Origin of the sequence: Corallococcus exiguus, from assembly GCF_009909105.1 — a bacterium.
GTDB classification, from domain to species: Bacteria; Myxococcota; Myxococcia; order Myxococcales; family Myxococcaceae; genus Corallococcus; species Corallococcus exiguus.
Genome location: NZ_JAAAPK010000002.1, coordinates 20,236 through 40,408, shown reverse-complemented (window position 1 = coordinate 40,408; position 20,173 = coordinate 20,236). Strand labels below are relative to the sequence as shown.

Annotated in this window: 17 protein-coding genes; 5 read left to right on the top strand and 12 right to left on the bottom strand. The window is 69.4% G+C overall.

The window, feature by feature from the left end; translation table 11 throughout:
* Genes GTZ93_RS06705 through GTZ93_RS06695 form a run of 3 tightly spaced genes read right to left on the bottom strand, consistent with a single transcriptional unit; the run spans position 1 to position 3,788 of the window.
* The gene (locus tag GTZ93_RS06705; protein ID WP_120574759.1) at positions 1–879 is read right to left on the bottom strand and encodes an SDR family oxidoreductase; all 879 of its coding nucleotides are present in this window, start codon (positions 877–879) and stop codon (positions 1–3) included.
* A gap of 11 nt (positions 880–890) precedes the next feature.
* The gene (locus tag GTZ93_RS06700) at positions 891–2,057 is read right to left on the bottom strand and encodes an acyl-CoA dehydrogenase family protein (protein ID WP_139914806.1); all 1,167 of its coding nucleotides are present in this window, start codon (positions 2,055–2,057) and stop codon (positions 891–893) included.
* A 36-nt stretch (positions 2,058–2,093) separates the two neighbouring features.
* A complete protein-coding gene (locus GTZ93_RS06695; protein ID WP_139914807.1) occupies positions 2,094–3,788 on the bottom strand; it encodes an acyclic terpene utilization AtuA family protein in 1,695 nt (564 codons plus the stop codon).
* Between the two features lie 96 nt (positions 3,789–3,884).
* On the opposite strand from GTZ93_RS06695, the gene GTZ93_RS06690 reads away from it, so the two are divergent.
* The gene (locus tag GTZ93_RS06690) at positions 3,885–4,517 is read left to right on the top strand and encodes a TetR/AcrR family transcriptional regulator (RefSeq protein ID WP_120574762.1); all 633 of its coding nucleotides are present in this window, start codon (positions 3,885–3,887) and stop codon (positions 4,515–4,517) included.
* 30 nt (positions 4,518–4,547) lie between these two features.
* On the opposite strand, the gene GTZ93_RS06685 is transcribed toward GTZ93_RS06690, so the two are convergent.
* The 3 genes from GTZ93_RS06685 to GTZ93_RS06675 are packed head-to-tail and all read right to left on the bottom strand — an operon-like array spanning position 4,548 to position 6,925.
* Entirely contained in the window at positions 4,548–5,324 is a 777-nt protein-coding gene (locus GTZ93_RS06685) for a zinc-dependent metalloprotease (protein WP_139914808.1), read from the bottom strand.
* Between the two features lie 23 nt (positions 5,325–5,347).
* Positions 5,348–6,148 carry a trypsin-like serine peptidase gene (locus GTZ93_RS06680; RefSeq protein WP_139914809.1) on the bottom strand — a complete coding sequence of 267 codons (801 nt, stop codon included), beginning with the start codon at positions 6,146–6,148 and terminating at the stop codon, positions 5,348–5,350.
* Positions 6,149–6,151: 3 nt separating this feature from the next.
* On the bottom strand, positions 6,152–6,925 hold the full coding sequence (locus GTZ93_RS06675) for a zinc-dependent metalloprotease (RefSeq protein WP_121751545.1): 774 nt from the start codon (positions 6,923–6,925) through the stop codon (positions 6,152–6,154).
* A gap of 375 nt (positions 6,926–7,300) precedes the next feature.
* Here GTZ93_RS06675 and GTZ93_RS06670 point away from each other — a divergent pair, with 375 nt between their 5' ends.
* Positions 7,301–8,482, top strand: coding sequence for a DUF6068 family protein (locus GTZ93_RS06670; RefSeq protein ID WP_139914810.1), 1,182 nt, complete (start codon positions 7,301–7,303; stop codon positions 8,480–8,482).
* 15 nt (positions 8,483–8,497) lie between these two features.
* On the opposite strand, the gene GTZ93_RS06665 is transcribed toward GTZ93_RS06670, so the two are convergent.
* Positions 8,498–11,551: a poly(A) polymerase gene (locus GTZ93_RS06665; RefSeq protein WP_139914811.1), complete on the bottom strand. Its 3,054-nt coding sequence runs from the start codon at positions 11,549–11,551 to the stop codon at positions 8,498–8,500.
* 145 nt (positions 11,552–11,696) lie between these two features.
* Here GTZ93_RS06665 and GTZ93_RS06660 point away from each other — a divergent pair, with 145 nt between their 5' ends.
* Complete coding sequence (locus tag GTZ93_RS06660; protein WP_139914812.1) at positions 11,697–13,178, top strand: hypothetical protein; 1,482 nt, start codon at positions 11,697–11,699, stop codon at positions 13,176–13,178.
* 10 nt (positions 13,179–13,188) lie between these two features.
* Here the strand turns inward: GTZ93_RS06660 and GTZ93_RS06655 are convergent, their stop codons facing one another.
* The gene (locus GTZ93_RS06655) at positions 13,189–13,920 is read right to left on the bottom strand and encodes an SIR2 family NAD-dependent protein deacylase (protein WP_120574772.1); all 732 of its coding nucleotides are present in this window, start codon (positions 13,918–13,920) and stop codon (positions 13,189–13,191) included.
* 72 nt (positions 13,921–13,992) lie between these two features.
* Between GTZ93_RS06655 and GTZ93_RS06650 the strand changes: the two genes are divergently transcribed.
* Positions 13,993–14,487, top strand: a complete 495-nt coding sequence (locus GTZ93_RS06650; protein WP_139914813.1) for a GAF domain-containing protein — start codon at positions 13,993–13,995, stop codon at positions 14,485–14,487.
* A 13-nt stretch (positions 14,488–14,500) separates the two neighbouring features.
* On the opposite strand, the gene GTZ93_RS06645 is transcribed toward GTZ93_RS06650, so the two are convergent.
* The gene (locus tag GTZ93_RS06645; RefSeq protein WP_120574774.1) at positions 14,501–15,418 is read right to left on the bottom strand and encodes a pseudouridine-5'-phosphate glycosidase; all 918 of its coding nucleotides are present in this window, start codon (positions 15,416–15,418) and stop codon (positions 14,501–14,503) included.
* 191 nt (positions 15,419–15,609) lie between these two features.
* On the opposite strand from GTZ93_RS06645, the gene GTZ93_RS06640 reads away from it, so the two are divergent.
* Entirely contained in the window at positions 15,610–16,536 is a 927-nt protein-coding gene (locus GTZ93_RS06640; RefSeq protein ID WP_139914814.1) for a DMT family transporter, read from the top strand.
* Between the two features lie 6 nt (positions 16,537–16,542).
* On the opposite strand, the gene GTZ93_RS06635 is transcribed toward GTZ93_RS06640, so the two are convergent.
* From GTZ93_RS06635 to GTZ93_RS06625, 3 genes are all read right to left on the bottom strand, one after another.
* Complete coding sequence (locus GTZ93_RS06635; RefSeq protein WP_126933988.1) at positions 16,543–18,279, bottom strand: FHA domain-containing protein; 1,737 nt, start codon at positions 18,277–18,279, stop codon at positions 16,543–16,545.
* Between the two features lie 66 nt (positions 18,280–18,345).
* Positions 18,346–19,521, bottom strand: a complete 1,176-nt coding sequence (locus GTZ93_RS06630) for a DUF2314 domain-containing protein (RefSeq protein ID WP_120574777.1) — start codon at positions 19,519–19,521, stop codon at positions 18,346–18,348.
* The gene (locus GTZ93_RS06625; protein WP_120567141.1) at positions 19,518–20,132 is read right to left on the bottom strand and encodes a deoxynucleoside kinase; all 615 of its coding nucleotides are present in this window, start codon (positions 20,130–20,132) and stop codon (positions 19,518–19,520) included. The genes GTZ93_RS06630 and GTZ93_RS06625 overlap by 4 nt, the downstream gene beginning before the upstream one ends.
* Positions 20,133–20,173: the final 41 nt, after the last annotated feature.

Below are 20,173 nucleotides of genomic sequence, written 5' to 3'. Positions count from 1 at the left end.
TCACTTCTCCTTCGGGCCGTCGAGGATGGCGGGCCCCTTGGCCAGATGGAACCCGTCGTAGGGCTTCGAGTTGGAGTGCTCCGACAGCGGGAACGCCTTGGTGTTGCAGGACGCGCCGCCGTCGATGCGGATGACCTCGCCGGTGATGAATGCCGCCACGTCGGAGAGCAGAAACACGATGGCGCCGCTCACCTCCGCCTCGGTGGCCAGCCGGTGCAGGGGGACCTGCTTGCGCAGGAAGGGGATCATCTCGCGGACGAAGGGGTCCTCGTAGGTGTCCAGGCCGCTGGAGGCCACCCAGCCGGGCGCGACGGCGTTCACTCGAACGCCGGAGGCGGCCCACTCGACGGCGGCCGTCTGCGTCAGGTTGAACATGCCGGCGCGCGCCGCGCCCGAGTGCCCCATGCCCGGCATGCCGTTCCAGGCATCCGCGAGCATGTTCACGATGGCGCCGCCGTGCTCGCTCATGGACTGGGTGAACACCTCGCGCGCGACCAGGAAGCCGCCGGTGAGGTTCGTGGAGACGACCGCCTCGAAGCCCTTCTTGGAGATCTGCGACAGCGGCGACGGGAACTGCCCGCCAGCGTTGTTCACGAGCCCGTGGATGCGACCGTGCTTCTGGACGACAGCGGCGACCATGTCGCGCACCGCGGCCTCGTCACGGATGTCCACGGCGTGCTGCGTGGACGCGTGGCCCTCGGCGGAGAGTTCGCCAGCGACCTTCTCGAGCTTCTCCGTCTTGCGGCCCACGAGGACGATGTGCGCGCCGAGCGACGCCAGCTCATGCGCGGTGCACCGGCCAATGCCGCTGCCGGCGCCGGTGACGATGATGGTGCGGCCCGCGAAGGAGTTCGGGGCGAAGACTGAACGGTATCCCATCGTATTGCTCCTCAGCCGCGCGCCTTGCGGGGCAGCGTTCCCATGGCCTTGCTGATGATTCCGAGCATCACCTCGTCGGCGCCGCCGCCGATGGACCCCAGACGCAGGTCCCGGTAGGCACGGGCGACGGGGTTGTCCCAGGTGAAGCCCATGCCGCCCCAGTACTGGAGGCAGCCATCGACGAGCTCGCGAGCAAGCCGGCCCGACTTGAGCTTGCACATCGAGGCGAGCTTCACGACCTCTGGGTCGTCCTTGTTCTCGATGTACATGGCGACGGTCCGGTAGATGAGCGCCCGGAGCGACTCCACCTCCGTCTGCAGCTCAGCGAGCCGGAAGTGCACGCTCTGGTTGTCGAGGATGGACTGGCCAAAGGCCTTGCGCTGCCGCGTGTACTCCGCCGTCTGCGCGATGAGCCGGTCGAAGGTGACCAGCGTGCTCGCCGACACGAACAGCCGTTCCTCCTGGAACTGCTGCATCTGCATCGCGAAGCCGCGCCCCTCGTCGCCAATGCGGAAGCGCGCCGGAACGCGCACGCCGTCGAAGAAGAGCTGCGCCGTGTCGGACGCCCACATGCCGAGCTTGCGGATCTTCGACCGCGTGATGCCGGGGCTGTCCATGGGCACGACGATGAGCGACTTGTTCGCGTGCGCGGGCCCGTCACCCGTGTTGGCGAGCAGGCAGATCCAGTCCGCCTGCATGCCGTTGGTGATCCACATCTTGCTGCCGTCGATGACGTAGTCGTCGCCATCACGGCGCGCGGTGGTCGTCACGCTCGCCACGTCGGAGCCGGCACCGGGCTCGCTCACCGCGATGGAGCAGACGCGCTCGCCTGTGAGCGTGGGCGCCAGGAACTCCCGTCGCAGCGCATCACTGCCGAAGCGCGCGAGCGCGGGCGTGGCCATGTCCGTCACGACGCCGATGGCCATGGGCAGCGCGCCGCAGGTGCAATGGCCCAGCTCCTCCGCGAAGGCGACGGAGAACGACGCGTCCAGCCCCAGCCCGCCGAACTCCGTGGGCTTGGTGATGCCGAGCAGCCCGAGCTCGCCCAGCTTCTTGAAGACCTCTCGCGCCGGGAAGATCTCCGCCGCCTCCCAGGCGTCAATGTGCGGGTTCAGCTCCTGTTCCACGAACTTGCGGACGGTCTGGCGGATGGCGCGGTGTTCCTGGGTCTGCTGCATGGGCTTCCTCGGTGGGCTCGGGCGCGGGCGAAGGCGCTACAGAAGCGATTCAGGGACGTCGACATGGCGCGAGCGCAGCCACTCGCCGAGCGCCTTGGCCTGTTGATCGAAACGGGTGGAGGACGAGACACCTTCGCCGAGCAGGCCCTCGATGACGAAGTTCAGGGCGCGCAGGTTCGGCAGCACGTGCCGCTGGACCTTGAGCTCCCGCGCCTCCGGAAGCAGCTTGCGCAGCTGCTCCTCCGTGAGCGTGTGCACCAGCCAGCTCCAGGCCTCGTCGGTACGGACCCAGACCCCGATGTTCGCGTCCCCACCCTTGTCTCCGCTGCGCGCCAGGGCCACCTGGCCGAGCGGCACACGCCGGGTGGGGCCCGCCAGCAGCGGCGCGGGCAGCGACGGCGCGGGGACCGCTTCAAGCCCCCGCGTCTCCTCCGTCGGCAGCACGTCGATGCGCCGGCCATCCGGGAGCACCGCGACGTGCGGCACCTTGCGCGCATCCACATACGCCGGGGTGTAGACGCCGAAGGGCGAAGCATCACCGGGCAGCGAGGGGAGGAAGAAGCCGGGGTAGCTGGACAAGGCGAGCTCCACCACGGCGCCGCTGAAGGCACGGCCGGCGACCTTGGGGTCGGCATCCTTCACGGTGACCCGCAGCGTCGCCGACGCCTGCTCCTCGCTCGGAGCGTCGGCGTGGTCGGTGCGCGCGAGCGTGTAGAGGACTTCGGCGGGCCGGGGCTCGAGCGTCGCGTCGAGTTGGGCGCGCACGAGCGCGGCCTTCTCCTCGATGTCGAGGCCGACGAGCATGAACTGGGCCTCGCTGCGGAAGCCGCCGAGCCGGTTCAGACACACCTTCACGTCCGGAGGAGGCGGCTCACCGCGCACGCCAGACAGGCGCACCCGGTCCGTGCCGTCGGCGTCCACCACGATGGTGTCGAAGCGCGCCGTCGCGTCCGGGCCTGCGTAGCGGGCACCGCCAATCTCATAGACGAGCTGGGCCTTCACGGTGTCGACGGTGACGGCGCCGCCGGTGTACGGATGCTTGGTGATGATGCTGGACCCGTCCGCGAAGATCTCCGCGAGCGGGAAGCCGGGACGGCGCGCGTCGACTTCACCGAAGCGCGCGAAGTTGCCGCCGGTCGCCTGGGCTCCGCACTCGAGGACGTGGCCCGCGACCATGGCGCCAGCAATGCGGTCCCAGTCGTCGCGCTTCCATCCAAAGTGGGCGGCCGCGGGACCGACGACGAGCGATGCGTCCGTCACACGCCCCGTGACGACGATGTCCGCGCCCGCTTCCAGGCACGCTGCGATGCCCCAGCCACCAAGGTACGCATTCGCGGTGAGGGGCTGCTCGAAGCCCAGCTCGTCCGCGCGTCCGACGAGGTCATCGCCTTCGACGTGCGCGACGCTGACGGTCAACCCAAGCTTCGTGGCGAGCGTGCGCAGGTCGTTCGCGAGCCCCTCCGGGTTGAGGCCACCGGCGTTGGCGACGATGCGGACCTTGCGCTCCACCGCGAGGCCAAGCGTCTCCTCCAGCTGGCGCAGGAACGTCTTCGCGTACCCACTGGACGGGTTCTTCAGCCGATCCCTGCCCAGGATGAGCATGGTCAGCTCCGCCAGGTAGTCGCCGGTGAGGACGTCCAGCGGACCGCCCTCCAGCATCTCCCGGAACGCGGAGAAGCGGTCGCCGTAGAAGCCGGATGCATTGCCGATACGCAGCGAACGCGCGTCCATCGCACCTCCAGAACCAGGGAGCGGCGAGTCTGTCCCCCACGTCCAAATAAAGCAATCACGATTGCTTTTTTCTTCCCGTCGCAACACTGTGGCCGCATGAGCGGCACGGCGAGCGGAACGACACGGCAGGAGCAGGAGCGCAGCCGGGTGACGCGGCAGAAGCTGATGACGGCCGCCATCGAAGTGCTGGTGGAGAAGGGCTGGGCGGGGGCGACCATGGGCGCCATCGCGGAGCGCGCGGGAGTGTCACGCGGCGCCTGCCAGCACCACTTCCCGACGCGCGCGGCCCTGGTCGCGGCCGCCGTCGAGCACGTCTTCCGCCAGCAGGTCGAAGAGCTGGTGCGGCGCGCGAAGGGCCTGCCGGAGAGCCGGCGGCGCGTCGAGCCACTGCTGAACCTGCTCCACGACGTCTACGCCGGCCCGCTCTTCACCGCCGCGACGCACCTCTGGGTGGCGGCCGTGGCGGATGAAGAGCTGAAGGCCATCCTGCTGCCGTTGGAGACGCACGTCGGCCGTGAAGTACACCGGCTCACCGTCGAGCTGCTGGGGCTCGATGAGCGCGACCGCGACGTCCGCGACGCCGTGCGTGCGACGCTGGACCTCCTTCGCGGACTGGCGTTGGCGAACCTGCTCCACGACGACACGGCCCGGCGCCGCAAGGTGCTGGCCCACTGGGCGCGGACGCTCGAAGCGCAGCTCACGCCCAAGCGCGCGACGCAGGCGGACTGAGCCTGGTCGCGCGTCGGTCTCTCGCCAGACTCAGCAGCGGTAGAGGTACGTCAGTGCGGTGATGTCCGTGCTGGTGAACTCACCGGTCGGGTTCGCCGGGAGGCAGGCGTTGAAGATGGACCCGTTCACGTAGGACGTGGAGGGCGTGCCGGGGATGAGGATGGCCCCCACGCCCGCCGTGCCCTCGCTGCCGCCCGTGCCGCAGCTGATGACCTGGGAGTAGTAGTCCGAGTGGCGCATGCCGACCGCATGCCCCAGCTCGTGGGTGATGATGTGCTCGACCGTGTCGAGCGGCGAGGTGTTCCACCCCGTGCCGATGTTGATGGTCCCGTAGGGAAGGCCACCGGAGGGGTAGCCCGAGCTGTAGACCATGCCCGCCGCGGTCGCCGCCGTGATGTTCGCGTTGCAGCCGGTGGTCGGGCCCCGCACCATCGTGAAGCAGAGGCCCAGGGCGTTGTAGTTCTGGATGGCCAGGTCCAGGCCCTGGCTGAGGCGGCTGTAGGTGTTGAACGCGGACGTGGGGTTGATGCAGATCTTCCTCACGACCGCCTTGTTGATGACGTTCGTCGTCCGGTACTGCTCCTCGCTGTCCCCACCGGACTGGAGCATTTCGCGGGATGCTTCGACGCTCACCTGCGCGTCGCCGCCCACGTAGACGGACACGTCCACGACCTTGATGTCGCGGGCCTGGAACCCCGCCTCGATCAGGTTGGAGATGGTCTCCTGGTGCTCCTCCCCCAGGTCGGTCCCACAGCCGGACAGCAACGCACCACAGCTCACCACGAGCACTGCCGCACTCTTGAACATGGTCGTCTCCCCTCGGTCTGGCTTCAGCGCGCGACGATGTCGGCGTCCACCAGGTACGGGGACGCAGCGACAATCGCTTCCATCGTCCAACCCCGGTTGGCGCCACGGCCTGTCGCGTCGCAATCGCCGTCGGTGTGGACGCCCACCAGGTGGCCCTGACGGTTGAGCACGCCCGCACCGGAGCTTCCGACCAGGGTGTCCAGGTCCACGTAGTAGACCAGTGAGTCGCAGGCATCCAGGTAGTCGCCTTCGGCGATGACCTTGGGCTTGCCCCGGGGATGCTGGATGATGGCCAGCCGCTCGCTGGGAACGGCCGAAAGCAGGACCGGCGCCACCTGGGGAATCACGTCCAGTTGGATGAGCGCGTAGTCGGGTTCGAGCGACTGCTCGATGACGGTGCCCTCGGTGATGAGCGGGTCTCCGTCGGACTGGTCCTCGAAGTTGAAGACGAGCAGCGGCCGGTCACCGAGAGAGGCACAATGTCCCGCCGTCACCACCACGGGACCCGCGCTCGCTTCAATCAGTGTTCCGGTGCAGCGCCCGTCAATCAGGACGACCGCGTCCTCGACCGTCTGCGCGACGTCCGCGAACTCGCCCTGGTAGCTGTTGATGGGAGTGAAGTTCTCGGTCGGGCCACACTGCGTCTGGCCGCGAACCTCCGGAGGCTGGCGCACCCGCGACGCCGCGGGGCTCTCACACACCACCGGATGGGAATCCGCGGGCACCTCTTCCTTTCCACAGGCCGTAAGGCCCAGGAGGATGAAGGTGCCCGCGAGGATGCGACCCCTCGGACTCATGAAGGACTCAAGGGGTCGCAACGCCATTGCTTAGTAGATGGCGTTCAGCGCCGTGATGTCGGAGCTGGTCCACTCGCCCGTCTCCGTCGAGCGGAAGCAGGAGTTCATGATGGAGCCGCCGACCGTCGCGGTGCTCGGCGTGCCGCTGATGAGGATGGCGCCCACGCCCGCCGTGCCCTCGTTGCTGGCGGCGCCGCCGCAGCTGATGGCGCGGTTGTAGTAGTCCGAGTGACGGAAGCCGATGCAGTGGCCGAGCTCGTGCGTGATGACGTGCTCGTTCACGTCCACGCTGTAGGTGTTCAGGCTGGTGCCGATGTTGATGGTGCCGTAGGGGTTGCCGCCCGACGGGAAGCCCGCGGAGCCGCCGGCGCCGGAGGTCACCGTCGCGGTGATGTTCGCGCTGCAGCCCGTGGTGGGGCCACGCGCCATCGTGAAGCTCAGGCCGCGCTGGTTGTAGTTCTGGATCGCGAGATCCAGGCCCTGGCTCAGGCGGGTGTAGCTGTTGAACGTGGACGTGGGGTTGATGCAGATCTTCGTCTTGCTGGAGCTGACGACGTTCGTCGTGCGGTACTGCTCCTGGGTCTCCTTGCTCGCCGGCTGGAGCATCTCGCGGGACGCCTCCAGGGTGACGTGCGCGTCACGGCCCACGTACACCTGACCCTCGGCGACCATGATGTCGTCCGCGGGGAAACCGGCCTCGACCAGGTTGGAGATGATCTCCTGGTTCTCGGTCTCCAGGTCGGTACCGCAGCCAGACAGCATCGCACCACAGCTCGCCACGAGGACTGCCGCCTTCTTGAACATTCGTCGTTCCTCTGGTTCGGGGGAGATCCGCTGCCGCCTGACCTTCCCGTCAGCCGCGGACAGCTTGCCCAGCCACTGAGCAACTGCCGGGCCAGCCGTGCTCCAGAGGGAATAACCCGGTTTTGTTGAATTGCTTGGAGCGCCAGCACTCCAGCTTCCAAGAATGTGAGCGTAACGTCACGTGACGTTTAGAATGCCAAGTGACTGTTGTGACAGAGTTTTTGCTCATCACCCTGTGATTCACCGATTTTCGGACAGGGGTGTCTTCTCATCAGTCACCCTCCCTGGGGTCGCATTTACTCCCACTATTCCGGAAATCCTCACTGAACGTGCGATAGCTGCGAATTGAATCCACTCCCGGTATTTCCCGTCCCCATGACCATGCGCCCTTCCCTTCCCCTTGCCGCGCTGTTGGGTGCGGCCCTGTCGTTCCTCCCCGGCTGCGAGAGCACGAAGTCGAGCGGCCCTTCCGCATCCGACACGCGAGCCGACAATGCGGCGTCCGTGCAGGCCGCCGAGGCCTGGTCGCGCGCACGCGTGGGAGACCGCGTCACCTATTCCTTCAGTGCGACGCGGGGTCCCGAGCCTCGCGGTGGCGGCACCGCGCGCACGGTCCAGGGACAGCTGACACTGGAAGTAGTGGCCGTGCAGCAACCCTGGGTCTGGGTGCGCGCGGCCTACAGCGATGAGGGCGGCAAGCCGCTGCCCCAGGCGAAGCTGGCGAAGGATCTGATCATCCCCGTGCGCGCGGACATGACACGCGCGCTCGACGTGCCGCACGGAGGCACGGCCACCGCGGAGGTCGCCTCCAGCGCGGGACGCAACTGGGAGGCCGTGCGCTACGTCACCGACCAGCGCTCCTTCGATGGTCCCCTGCGCACGCGCGTGTATGCCAATGCGCCGGGCCCGCTGTACCTCGCCCGTGGCCTGATTGAAGGGAGCACGGAGTCCGCCGGCTTCCGCGTGCCGGGCGGATACCAGCTGAAGCTAAAAGAGGTCCGTGAGGGCTCGGCCGATGCCAGCGCCCCGGTGCCCGCGCTGGAGCGGCCCCTGGGCCCGGGCGCGTACTACGAGCGATACGTGGACGTGGGTCCTGGCCCCGGAGTGCAGCGCGTGTGCTTCACCGCGGAGCGCGGCTACCTCCTGCGCACCGAGGGCCCCGTCGAAGCCAATGCAGCCCCCTGCGCCGACTTCTCCCAGGCAGAGCCGGAGCCCCTGGAGGAGCTGCTGATGGGCATCCCCTCGGAGGTGGTGTTCACGGAGGACTGGCCGCCCGCCGCGGCGGCCAACGGCGCCCGGGGCACGTTCAGCGCGGAGGGCCACAATGTTCCCGCGCTCATCACCCAGAGCAGCGAGGACGTCGAAGGCACCCAGCGCGCCTTCTCCGAGACCTACGCGGCCGACCCGTGGGCGCCGGGGCTCGCGGGCCTGCCGTATGAAGCGCGCTTCCAGCCGCTCGCCAACACCACCGAGCGAGTGGTGCCGGGCGGCAAGAACGAGCCCGAGGGCGGCACGAAAATCGTGCGCTGGGGCTCGTGGCTCGCGGGACAGAAGTAACGCGGGTGACACGCGTCACGGAGCGGGAGTGTCGCTCCGTGCGCTGTCATTGCCACGAACCCACTCGACCTGGAGCACCGCGCCGGATGGGCGGTGCGTCCATTCCTGGAACGACGCGCGGAAGGCATCCACGGCCGCGAACAGCGGACTGGACGGATGCCAGGACAACGCAGCCGCGTCCCGTGCTTCACGCACCTCCAGACCGATGAGCAGCGCTCCTGAAGCCAGTGCGGGTTGCAGCGGACGCACGGAGAGACGACGGTCTCCTTCCAGCCGATACACCAGAGCCGTGACGTGTCCGAGGATCCACCCCGCGACGACCTCCCGGTCCTCGGCGGTGGGTGCATCGACGGACAGGCGCAACATGACTGGTGGGGTCTCGTTGGCGCTCAGAGGCTGGAAGAGCGTCGCCCAGGCGGAAGGCGTGCGTGAGGTCCGGGCCTTGGCCACGAGCTCGCGAGCACGGAGCAGTTCCTCCCGGATGACGCGGTAGGTGGACCGCGACACGTTGCGCGCGGTGTTTCGAGCAGGGAGCGCGGGGGCGATGACGGGCAGGAGATCGCGCTTTCCTTCAGGCCGGTAGCGCGCGGTTTCGGGCGTGAGCGTCACGGGTTGCGGCCACGGCCAGGAGGCGAAGGTGCCGAAGAAGTGCGCGAGCAGCGCCGCGTCGGACCGCATGGCATCCGGAGTCGCGCGGGTGCAGGCCCAGGCCGCGAGCAGCGTCCACGACAACCCACCGAGATAGCCCAGCGCGTGTGAGTAGATGCCCCGGGCCCTGGCCCAGGCCTTCACCGCGAGCATCAAGGTCTGGAACCGCGCGGTCCGCTCGGCGTCACGAGCGACGGCGTTCATCAGGCCCAATGTATCGGCCAGGCCCAACACCGCGCGGAGGCTCGCGGGGTCGAGCCGCTCGCCGTGCTGCTCAAGCAGCGTCAGGGGGGCCTCCGGGGGCACGCCCTCCGGACGGCTCGCATAGGCCAGGTCGAAGCTCACGCCTCCGAGTGACAGCTTCACCAGCGGGATGGCGGCGTCCGCCACATAGCGGGCCGTGCCCGGTGCCAGTTCCTGGAGGAGCGCTCGCGCGAAGTCATCGCGGGGCAGGCTCGCCGGTCCGATGGCGACCGCGTCCACGTCACTGCCCGCGCCATCCGTGCCCAGGAGATAGGAGCCATACGGATGCAACGTGGCGCCGATCCGTTCGCAATGCTGACGCAGTTGAGCCACCGCCGCGGTCCTGGCGGCGTGTCCTTCGTGTGACTCGGCGGCGCCGATGGAAGCCAGTGCATCGCGCAGCGGAGCGTCTTCGTGCTCCGGGATTGCGCGGGGCGCCTGTGCCAGGGGAATGCGCCGGATGACCTCGAAGGGCGTGTCACCCTTCCTCCGGATGAGGCAGAGCTCGCCCACGCGGAACTTCAGCGGCCGCCATGCTTGCTGCCACTCGCCGAGCGTTCGGACGATGTCCGCGGAGAGCGGAAGCTGTCCCACGGAGAGATGGGGCGTGAAGCCACCGTGAGCGGACGAGGCACATTCGGGAAGGGCCGCCGCGAGCTTCGCGTGCAGGGCCGCCAGCGCGTCGGAGGGCTGGTCGTCAGGGCGGAGCCACGCTGTCGCATTGGCGCGGTGCTCGAAGTGGCCGAACGTGGAGAGCGTCACGTCGAAGGGTTCGACGCCCTGAAGGGCATCCACGAGGATGGCTTCCGCCGTCTCGAAGTCCTCTTCCGGAACGAAGGGATACAGCAGCGTGATGTGAGGCATCCACCGCTGGAACTTCGCGTCGTGCTTCTTGCGCAGCGCCTGGATGGGGCCCCAGACGTCGTCAGGAGGGATGAGTACCAGGGCCGTGTGATGGACCAGCGCCGTGGAGGGCGCCTCGAGAGACTCGATAGCCTTACGGCGCAGGACACAGCGCAGGCCGAAGTGATCCGAAGCGAAGAGGGCCTGTCCGCTGGGCCCGGGCGGTCCCGCCAGGGGCGCTTCGCCGAAGAGTTCCACGGACTCAGGAGCGAGCCGGCCCGAAGGAGACACCACCAGCACCCGGTCCAACCGCCGGAGCGTTCCCGAGACGGTGGTGAGCGCCGCCAGGCTGTTCAACCGAGGGTTGAATGTCTCCCCCGCTTCCGAAGGTCTCAGCGAGGACCACGCATCCACGAAGCCAGCGCGCGCGAAGGACTCTGCTTCCGGCGCACCGTCGCCAAAGTTGAAGTCACCGGCCAGCACCAGGTCCGGGGCCTCGGTCTCGCTCGTGGAGCCGAGCACGCGGGCCCACTCAAGGAGGGCCTCGACCTGGACGGCGCGCGCGGAGGCTCCGGACGCATCCCGGTCGCTCGTCAGGTGTGGAGTGGCCACCCACAGCGTTCCGTCCGACAGGTGCAGTTCGGCGGCGATGATGCGCTTGTCGCGGGAGAAGACGCGCTGCCACAAAGAGGCGAACGGCACGCGCGATAGGAGCACCTGTCCGTAGGGCGTCACGGTCTGCGCGCCGGGACCATCAGACATCCAGAAGTGTTCGCGCACCCAGGGTTCGGAGTGCAGGGCTTTGAGGAACGACGGGGTGACTTCCTGGAGCGCGATGACGTCCGCGTCGGTCTCACGGAGCAGCGCGAGCGCCGCCGGGGTCCTGCGCTCGGTCGCCAGCAACTGCGCGTCGTACAGGTCGAAGAGGACGTTGAAGGTGGCGACGGTGAGCGGCGCCGCGGCGGGAGGCGCGTTGCCCGGCTCACGAGAGGCCTGGGTCCACGATCCAGCGCGCGCGTCGTACCGCCATGCGGGCAAGGGCGTGAACCCAGGCACCGTGACGGGCTGGGGTGGCGCGGTCTCTTCCGCGGGCCGGGTATTGCTCAGCAGGTCGATGCGCGCCTTGCGGTCCCACACCACCAGGGTCCCGCGCTTGAAGTACCAGACGCGGTGCCACGGAATCTCGCCGTCGGGGACGAACGCCTCGAAGGGCATCTCCTCCAGCGCGCCGCGGTGAGCGTCGTAACCGACGACGAACTCGCGGGCGTCATGCCGCGAGTCCCACCGGATCCGGTGATACACCTCGCGGCTGGTCGTGAAGCGTTCCTGGGACATGGCGAGGATCCGTGGGCAATGGGAAGCGGATGGCACGCCAGGCCGGCCGCGCACGCGCCGCGTTGACGCGAGGAATTGAACGAGCCTGACGCGAAACACGCTGGCCCGTGTCTTGCCATGAAGCCCTCATGGAGGAAGACACGGAATGGGTATTCGCGCAGGCGTGGTGGGGGCGGGGTTGGTGTTCATGTCTTTGTTGTCGGTGGGTTGCAGCGACCAATCCCCGACAATCGATCCGCAGGAGGGGCCCGTCACGGATCCGTCCGATGGAAACGAAGTTCCCTCGCTCCCCCCTCCGGGTTCCCTTCCGGACGCCGGCACGCCCCCTCCGGATGAAGATGGCGGGACACCCGATGCCGGCGAAACTCCCGACGCGGGGACGCCGCCGGATCCCGATGCCGGCACCGGCGAGACGCCCGACGCAGGGCCCTGGCCCACGGACGCGGTGCTCGACTACACGCGCTCGTTCGGCGCCGGCACTCCCCAGAGCGTCGGCGTTGATGAAGGCCTCAACCTCTGGCTCCTCGACGGCCGCCGCATCGGAGTGCTGCGCCCGGGCGACACCCGGCCGACGTGGAGCTCCAACGTCGGGCAGGCGGTGGAGCCGTTCGGCCCGGACACGCTCGCGACGGGCTCCACCGTCATCTGCGGCGGTGAAGCCGGACGCGCATACGTGGGCTATTCCGCCAACGAGATGAAGCGTGCCGAAGGCATCGAGCAACGCACGTACATCCCCTGGAGGGGCGAGGCGGGCTACTCCGCCGAACGCTTCGCCGAGTACCGGAAGGGAGACCTCGACGCGGTCCGCCTCCAGACTGACGGCAGCGTCAAACTCGAGGAGCATCTCTGGCGCACCACCGGCGCGTCGAACGCGGGCCGCGAGGCGGGCATCCACAACACCAATGACTTCCACTACGAGGAGGACCGCTCCGTCCTCAACTGCGCTCGCGTGACTCGTGGCCGCGACCGCGGCGACCTCTACATCACCACCAATCACGGCGTGACGCGCGTCCAGGGGCTCACCTACAACAGCCACCGCCACCCGGGCTGGTACCTCTTCGAGGACGGCTCGGAATGGGGTTCGCTGCAGTGCCCCTACATGCACGGCCTGGGCATCGGGCAGAACGGTGACGTGCTCGTCGCCAACGAGCAGATGGTCGGCGTGCTCGTGCCCAGCCCCAAGCTGGAGGACTGGGACCGCGAGCAGACCTGGGAAGGCCCCACGCCCTGGTCGTTCAAGAGCTACAACGACGCGCTCAACGGCCAGGCCACCGACGACTACTGGCGCGCCTTCGAGCAGGTCCGCTCGGGCCGCTACTATCTGGGCAGCGAGCAGTACGGCGTCTGGGCGATGACGCCGAAGAACCGCTCCACGGGAAGCTGGTCGAGGCTGGCGGGGCTGCCGACCAACCGCATCCGCTCGCTCAAGGCGACGGACGACGGCGCGCTCTACATCGGCACGGACGGCGCCGGCCTCTGGCGGCTGGAAGCGGATGGCACCACGCTGGCCCAGGTGCGAGACGTGTCCGGCCAGCGCGTGCTGCAGATGGTCTACGAGCCCACCGTGACGCCGAGCATGCTGCTCGTCCTCACCGACAAGGGGCTCACGGTCCTCCGGGGACCGTAAGCCCAGGCCCTCAGGCGAGCTTCGCCAGGGTGGGCAGCACCTGTCCGCTCTGTCCCTGGACGAAGTGGTGGAAGCGCTCCGTGTTCGCGGCGGACTCGTAGTTCACGAGCCACGTGTCCCCGCGCACGGAGCGCACCTCGTCCACGATGCCCGCCGCGGGCCACACCGCTCCGGACGTGCCCGCGGCCAGGAACACCAGCCGCGTGCCGTCGTTGCGCGTGATGAACTCGCCAATGCGCGCCAGGTCCTTGGGGTCCAGCATCTCCCCGAACCAGACGATGTCCGGCCGCAGCCGGCCCCCGCAGCCGTCGCACTTCGGCACCGTGCCCGACGGGTGCACGGAGGTGTCGGCGAAGGGCGCACGCTGGCAGTCCGCGCACTTCGTGCGGAAGAGGTTGCCGTGCATGTCCACCACGCGCTGGCTGCCCGCCTTGGTGTGCAGGCCGTCCACGTTCTGCGTAGCCAGGAGGAAGCGGTCACCCAGGTGCTGCTCCCAGCGCACCAGCGCGTCGTGGCCCGGGTTGGGCTTCACGTCCGCCGCCCCCGTCCGACGCTGCGAGTAGAAACGCCAGACAAGCGCGGGGTTCGCCTCGAAGCCCTGCGGGGACGCCACCGCCTCCACGGGGTGGTTCTCCCACAGCCCGTTCATGCCCCGGAAGGTGGGCACCCCGCTCTCCGCGGAGACTCCGGCACCGGTGAGCACGAGCAGGCGGGTTTTCGAATCCAGGACGAGCGGTTCCACACGACCTCCAGTGCCAGCCGGCACGAGGGTTGTTAGAAGGGGCGAGACTGAATTCCTGACAGAGGACCCATCATGGCCGAAGTCACCCTGGATCTGCGCGGTCAGCCCAAGACCGAGGCATACGCCGAGCTGAAGACCCACGCGCTCGCCATCCTCGAAGGCGTGGATGACGACATCTGCGCGATGGCGACGATGAGCAGCCTGCTGCACAACGCCTTCGGCCACCTGTGGACGGGCTTCTACCGGGTGGTGACGCCCGGGAAGCTGCTGCGCGTGGGCCCCTACCAGGGGACGCTCGGGTGCCTGGAGATCACCTTCGGCAAGGGCGTGTGCGGCACGTCCGCGGCGAAGGGCGAGACGGTGGTGGTGGCGGACGTGCACGCCTTCCCGGGCCACATCACCTGCGACGGGCGCTCCGCGTCTGAAATCGTGGTGCCGGTGTACGGGCGCAACCGCGAGCTGCTCGCCGTGCTCGACATCGACTCCGAGCACAAGAACACCTTCGACGACGTGGACCGCGCGGCGCTGGAGGACCTGATGTCCTGGTTCCAGCACCGCACGGCCTGATTCCGCGCGGCGTTCAGCGCTTCGAGAGACGGGCGTAGGCCACGGCCAGCGCCCCCGCGAAGCGCGCGTTGTTCTCCAGGAGCGCCAGGTTCGTCTTGAGGGTCTTGCCCCCGGTGCGCTTCGCCATCTCGCCCAGGAGGAACGGCGTCACGGCCTTGCCGCGCACGCCCTGCCGGTCCGCGTCCGCCAGCGCCGACGCGATGTGCAGCTCCACGTCGTTGCGAGGCAGCGCTGCCTCCACCGGAGGCGGCACGGTGTAGAGCACACCCCCCTGCCCCAGCATCTCGAAGCGCGCGTGGGCGATGCGCGCGGCGGCCTCCGCGTCGTCCGCGCGATGCTCCAGGGAGAGGCCGGACTCGCGGCTGTAGAAGGACGGCAGCTCGTTCGTGCCCACGCCGATGACGGGCACGCCCGCGGTCTCCAACAGCTCCATCGTCTTGGGCAGGTCCAACACGGACTTGGCCCCCGCGCACACCACGGCGACGGGGTAGCGAGACAAGGCCGCGATGTCCTGCGAGATGTCCCAGTGCTCGGAAGCGCCCCGGTGCACGCCGCCGATGCCGCCGGTGGAGAAGACGCGGATGCCCGCCGCCGCGGCCAGCTCGCACGTGGCGCTCACGGTGGTGCCGCCGCTGGCGCGGGTAGCCACCGCCACGGCCAGGTCGCGCGAGCCCACCTTGAGGAGCTTCTCCTTGCCCTCGGCCAGGCGGCGCAGCGTGGCGTCCTCCAGGCCAATCCACACCTCGCCGTCCACGAGCGCGATGGGCGCGGGCACGGCGCCGGCGCGGCGGATGGCCTCCTCGCACGCGCGAGCGGCAGCCAGGTTGTCAGGGTACGGAAGGCCCTGCGCGACAACGCTCGTCTCCAGTGCCACCAGCGGCTGCCCGGAGTCCTTCGCGCGCCGCACCTCGTCCGAATAGCGGAAGTCCATGGGCGGGCATTTACGCCACGGCCGGGGCGGACGGACAAGCACGGGCGTGGGGAAACGTCGGCGTGACATCGCCACACCCGGCCCGGAGCACCGCGCGTGCGTGTCACCTGACAGGGAAGCGCGCGGACACGGGTGTTCGTTGCAGCCCCGTCGGTTGCATCTGGACTCGCGCCGCCCTATGCCCCGCCGCCGTGAGCACCTCGTCGCCCGCGGTCGCAGCGCCTGCCCGTCTCCTCTCCGCCTCCGACCTGGCGATGATCGCCGTCGTGGTCGTCTGGGGGACGAACTACACCCTGGTGAAGGATGCGCTGGAGGGCATGCCGGCGCGGGCCTTCATGTCGCTGCGCTTCGGGCTCGCCGCGCTCGCGATGGGGCTCGTACTGCTGGCGGTGGAAGGCCACAAGCCGATGCCGTGGAAGACGTTCCTGCGGCTCACCGCGCTGGGGTTCGTGGGCAACACGCTGTACCAGCTGTGTTTCATCGAAGGCCTCTCGCGCACCACGGCGGCCAACAGCGGCATGCTGACGGCGGTGAGCCCGGTGGTGACGGCGGCATTGGGTGCCGCGCTGGGCATCGAGCGGCTGCGACGCCCGGTCGTCGCGGGGCTCTCGCTCGCGGTGGTGGGAACGCTGCTGGTCGTCGGCGCGCGAGGCCCGAACCTGGGCGCGGAGACATGGACAGGTGACGCGCTGATTGTCGGCAGCTCGCTGTGCTGGTCCATCTACACGGTGGGAACACGCGCCGTGGGAGAAGGCATCTCAGCGCTGCGCGTCACCGCCATCACCATGCTCACGGGAGCCCCGGGGGTCGTGCTGGCCGGCGCGTCCCAGGTCGTCGCGATGGACGCGTCGCGCGTGAGTGCCGCGGGCTGGGTGGCGCTCGTGTACTCGGCGCTGGTGCCGCTGGTGCTCGCGTACTTCGTGTGGTTCCGCAGCGTGCAGCAGGTGGGCACCAACCGCACGACGCTCTACGGCACCGGCATCCCCGTGGTCGCCGCCCTCACCGCCTGGGCCGTCCGCGGTGAACGCCCCACCCTGTTCCAGATGCTCGGCGCGGCGCTCATCCTCACGGGCGTGTTGATCAGCCGCCGCAAGGACAGCGCCATCACCAAGGCCTGACCGCGCTCAGCCGCGAGTCCCCCGCTCCAGCGTCAGCCCGTACTCCTCCATCTTCCGGTCAAGTGTGGGCCGGCTGATGCCCAACAGCTCCGCCGCGCGGACCTTCTTCCATCCGGACTCGCGAAGCGCCTCCGCGATGGCGTCGCGCTCCAGACGGGCCACCTGCTCCTGCAACGTGCGAGGCGCCTGCCCCACCGCGCCCTCGCGCACCTCCGGAGGCAGCTGCGGGATGCCCACATGGCCCGCCGCGTACACGCGTCCCAGCCGCTCCGCGACCAACTCCAGCTCGCGCACGTTCTGCGGCCACGGATACTCCGCCAGCAGGCGCCGGGCCTCGGGTCCCAGCACCGGCGCTTCCCGCCCGCCCTGCCGGGCACCGCGCAGCGCGAAGTGCTCCAGCAGCACCGGCACGTCCCCCCGCCGCTCGCGAAGGGGCGGGACCTCCAGCTCGAAGCCCGTAAGCCCCCGGGCCAGCGCCGCGTCGAACTCTCCCCGGGACGCGAGCCGCGACACCGGCGAGCCACTGGTGGCGACGATGCGCACGTCCACGGGCTCCTCTCCGCCCTGCCGCGCCGGAGCCGCGCGCCGGGCCAGCATCCGCGCCAGGCGCTCCGCCGCCGGCCGGGGAAGCGCCTCCACGTGGCGCAAGAGCAGCGTGCCCGCGTCCGCGCGAAGCACCGCGGAGGTCACCGGAGGCTGGCCGGGCGCACCCGCTCGGCCGAAGAGCGCCACCTCCACCGCCTCCAGGGACTGCCGGCACTCCACCGTCACCCACGGCCCCAGCGCACGCGGGGACTTCCCATGGAGGAAGTGCGCCAGCAGCGCCTTGCCCGTGCCCGGCTCGCCATGCAGCACCACCGGGGCGGCGCTGCCCGCCGCCCGCCGCGCCTCCTCCACCACGCCCCGGAACGCCCGCGACGTCCCCAGCGGCGTCACCCACGGCGTCTCCGCGGCCTCCGCCTCGCCGCGAGAGCGCACCGCCGTATAGGCCTCGCCGCCCAGCCGCCCCAGCGACGCCAGCAACTGGCCCTCGCCCTCGGTGAACGGCGACTCCTCGCGCTCCACGTACAGCACGCCGAAGGGCATCCCGCCCGAAGCCACCAGCGGCGAGCACAGCGCCGTGTCCGTCCGCCCCAATTCCTTGCGCTCCAGCGCCGCCTGAACCAGCGCGCGAGGAACCTCCACGGACGCCGCGCCGGACACCGCCGCCGTGCGAAGCCCCTCCGGCCCACTCAGCAGCGCCGCGGCGCGGTCCGCGTTGAGCGCGTGCGCCATCTCCTCCGATAGCCGCCGCAGCACCATGGCCTCGCTGGTGGCCCCCAGCAGCGCCGTCCCCGCCGAGTACATCGCCGCGGCCGCGCCCACGTGCGGCAGCACCTCTTCGATGGGCACGTGCGCCGGCTCCGGAACGACCACGCCGGAGGGCTCGTCGACGATGGACACCGGCGGCGGCTCGTACACCGCGATGGTGGCGCCCACGCGCATCCGGTCACCCGGCCGCAGCACCGCCTCTTCCTGGAGCGCCAGCCGCTGCCCGTTGAGGAGCGTGCCGTTGGTGGAGCCCAGGTCGCGCAGCCGCACCTGTCCCGCGACGGTGTCCAGGAACAGCTGCGCGTGGCGGCGCGACACCTGGTCGTCTTCCAGCGGGATGTCGCAGGAGGGACTGCGGCCGAGGGTCAGCTGGGAGACGACCTCGTACCGGCGCCCCGCTGACGGGCCTGTGAGCAGCAGCAATGCCGGCATGCGGACGGGCAGCCTAGCAGCGCCCCTCGGGGCGCCCGCAAGACGCGTCGGGTTGGACGCGCAGCGCTACATGGGACGTTCGGCGTTCAAAAGAGCGCGCAGCTCGGACTCGTTGAGCGCGCGGCCCTCTCGGGCGATGGCCAGGGCGTTGATCTGCTTCTCCTCCACCTCCACGTGGGCCCCCTTGCGCCACTCCGTGGTGTGCACCGCGCCATCCACCAGCCGGCCCACGACGGAGCCCTCGTCCCGGGCCACCGCCTCCAGCCACAGGTTCTCCACCACCACCTCGCCCTCCGGGTGTGTCTCGAAGGGGGCCCGCACCAGGAACGTGAGGGGCTCCATCAACCCCTTACGCTGGAAGCGCGCCAGGAACGCGGGCAACAGCGCCTGCGCCTCCTCGTGCATGGCCTGGGTCTGCTCGGCGGGCTCCTTGGCGAAGCGCTCCCGGTACGTCGACAGGAGCTCCGCCGTGTTGTGCCGGCCCAGGGGCGACACCACCGTGAGGAACAGCCCCTCGTGGCCATCGAAGGCATCCAGCGGCACGCCCAGCAGGTTCGCGCGGGCCTCTTCCGACGGCACCAGGGTGAAGCTCTGGCCCTCGCTGGTGGCCACCTCCGAGCGCAGCGCCGGCCCCTGCGCGAACGCCAGGTCCGTGCACAGCTCGTGGAGGAAGCTCTCCGCGGCCAGCAGGTCGCCCTCGCCCAGGTGGAAGATCTCCACGTCGCGCGCGCCGAACTTCTCCATCCCGTGCGAGTGCACCCACAGCGGCGTGTCCCCTTCCGCCAGTTCGATGGCGTGCAGGTGCACGTGGTCGCGGATGTCGAAGTCCAGCTCGGTGATCTCGACCACGTCCTCGGGCTCGTGCAGCTTGAACGCCGTCAGGTCCACGAGCACGCCCGGCGCCTGCTCCATCAGCGTGCGCACGGTCCACAGCGCCTCGAAGACGGGCAGCGTGGGCTGCGCGCCGCCCGGCTCCAGGAGGAACGCGAAGCAGGCCTGCGACTTCTCCACGCGCGCGAAGGCCTCCGGGCTGCCGCTGAACAGCTCCTGGGGGACGCGAGGACGGCCGTCGCTCAGGGGCTTGAGCACCACCTTCACCTCCGAGCCGTCCGCACGCACGGTGAAGCCCCAGTCGCCCTCGTGCGGCACGAACTCCACCTCGTCCGTCGCGAACGCCGCGCGCAGCGCGTCCAGGGCTGGCGGCACGGACTGCTCGGTGGCCAGGACGTAGACCTCCTTCACAAGTGCTTCTCTATCTGTCGGAAGAGGTCCACGCGGTCCACCAGGTTGGTGAGGTAGTCCAGCTTGTCCGTCCCCAGCACCAGCACCGGTGACAGCGAATAGCCCTCGAACCACTCCTCGTAGAGGGCGTTGAGGCGCTTCAGGTAGGCGGTCGGGATGTCCTTCTCCATGGTCCGCCCGCGCAGGCGGATGCGCTCCTTCAGGGTGATCACCGGGCAGCGCAGGTAGATCATCAGGTCGGGCGGCCGGAGCGACTGGGAGATGGTCTGGTACAGCTCCCAATAGGTGGACCAGTCGCGCTTGTCGATGAGCCGCTGCCGGTGGAGGTTCTTGGCGAAGATTTCCGCGTCCTCATAGAGGGTCCGGTCCTGGAGCACGGTGCCCGGCGTGCGCTCCAGTTCCCGGTGCAGGCGGAACTTGTGCGTCAGGAAGAAGAGCTGTGAGCGGAACGCCCACGTCTTCATGTCCTTGTAGAAATCCGCGAGATAGGGGTTCTGGTCATTGGGCTCGAAGGACGGCGTGAGGCCGTACTTCCGGCACAGGAAGGACGTGAGCTCCGTCTTTCCGGCTCCGATGTTGCCCGCGATGGCGATGAACTTTTTCCTGGCCACGCCACCCTTGCTTGTAACCCCGGCGAGCGGCATTCACCAGA

Excerpts from the sequence above, each read along its gene's own strand:
- GTZ93_RS06705 (WP_120574759.1), bottom strand. The coding sequence starts at position 879 with ATGGGATACCGTTCAGTCTTCGCCCCGAACTCCTTCGCGGGCCGCACC.
- GTZ93_RS06700 (WP_139914806.1), bottom strand. The coding sequence starts at position 2,057 with ATGCAGCAGACCCAGGAACACCGCGCCATCCGCCAGACCGTCCGCAAG.
- GTZ93_RS06695 (WP_139914807.1), bottom strand. The coding sequence starts at position 3,788 with ATGGACGCGCGTTCGCTGCGTATCGGCAATGCATCCGGCTTCTACGGC.
- GTZ93_RS06690 (WP_120574762.1), top strand. The coding sequence starts at position 3,885 with ATGAGCGGCACGGCGAGCGGAACGACACGGCAGGAGCAGGAGCGCAGC.
- GTZ93_RS06685 (WP_139914808.1), bottom strand. The coding sequence starts at position 5,324 with ATGTTCAAGAGTGCGGCAGTGCTCGTGGTGAGCTGTGGTGCGTTGCTG.
- GTZ93_RS06680 (WP_139914809.1), bottom strand. The coding sequence starts at position 6,148 with ATGGCGTTGCGACCCCTTGAGTCCTTCATGAGTCCGAGGGGTCGCATC.
- GTZ93_RS06675 (WP_121751545.1), bottom strand. The coding sequence starts at position 6,925 with ATGTTCAAGAAGGCGGCAGTCCTCGTGGCGAGCTGTGGTGCGATGCTG.
- GTZ93_RS06670 (WP_139914810.1), top strand. The coding sequence starts at position 7,301 with ATGACCATGCGCCCTTCCCTTCCCCTTGCCGCGCTGTTGGGTGCGGCC.
- GTZ93_RS06665 (WP_139914811.1), bottom strand. The coding sequence starts at position 11,551 with ATGTCCCAGGAACGCTTCACGACCAGCCGCGAGGTGTATCACCGGATC.
- GTZ93_RS06660 (WP_139914812.1), top strand. The coding sequence starts at position 11,697 with ATGGGTATTCGCGCAGGCGTGGTGGGGGCGGGGTTGGTGTTCATGTCT.
- GTZ93_RS06650 (WP_139914813.1), top strand. The coding sequence starts at position 13,993 with ATGGCCGAAGTCACCCTGGATCTGCGCGGTCAGCCCAAGACCGAGGCA.
- GTZ93_RS06645 (WP_120574774.1), bottom strand. The coding sequence starts at position 15,418 with ATGGACTTCCGCTATTCGGACGAGGTGCGGCGCGCGAAGGACTCCGGG.
- GTZ93_RS06635 (WP_126933988.1), bottom strand. The coding sequence starts at position 18,279 with ATGCCGGCATTGCTGCTGCTCACAGGCCCGTCAGCGGGGCGCCGGTAC.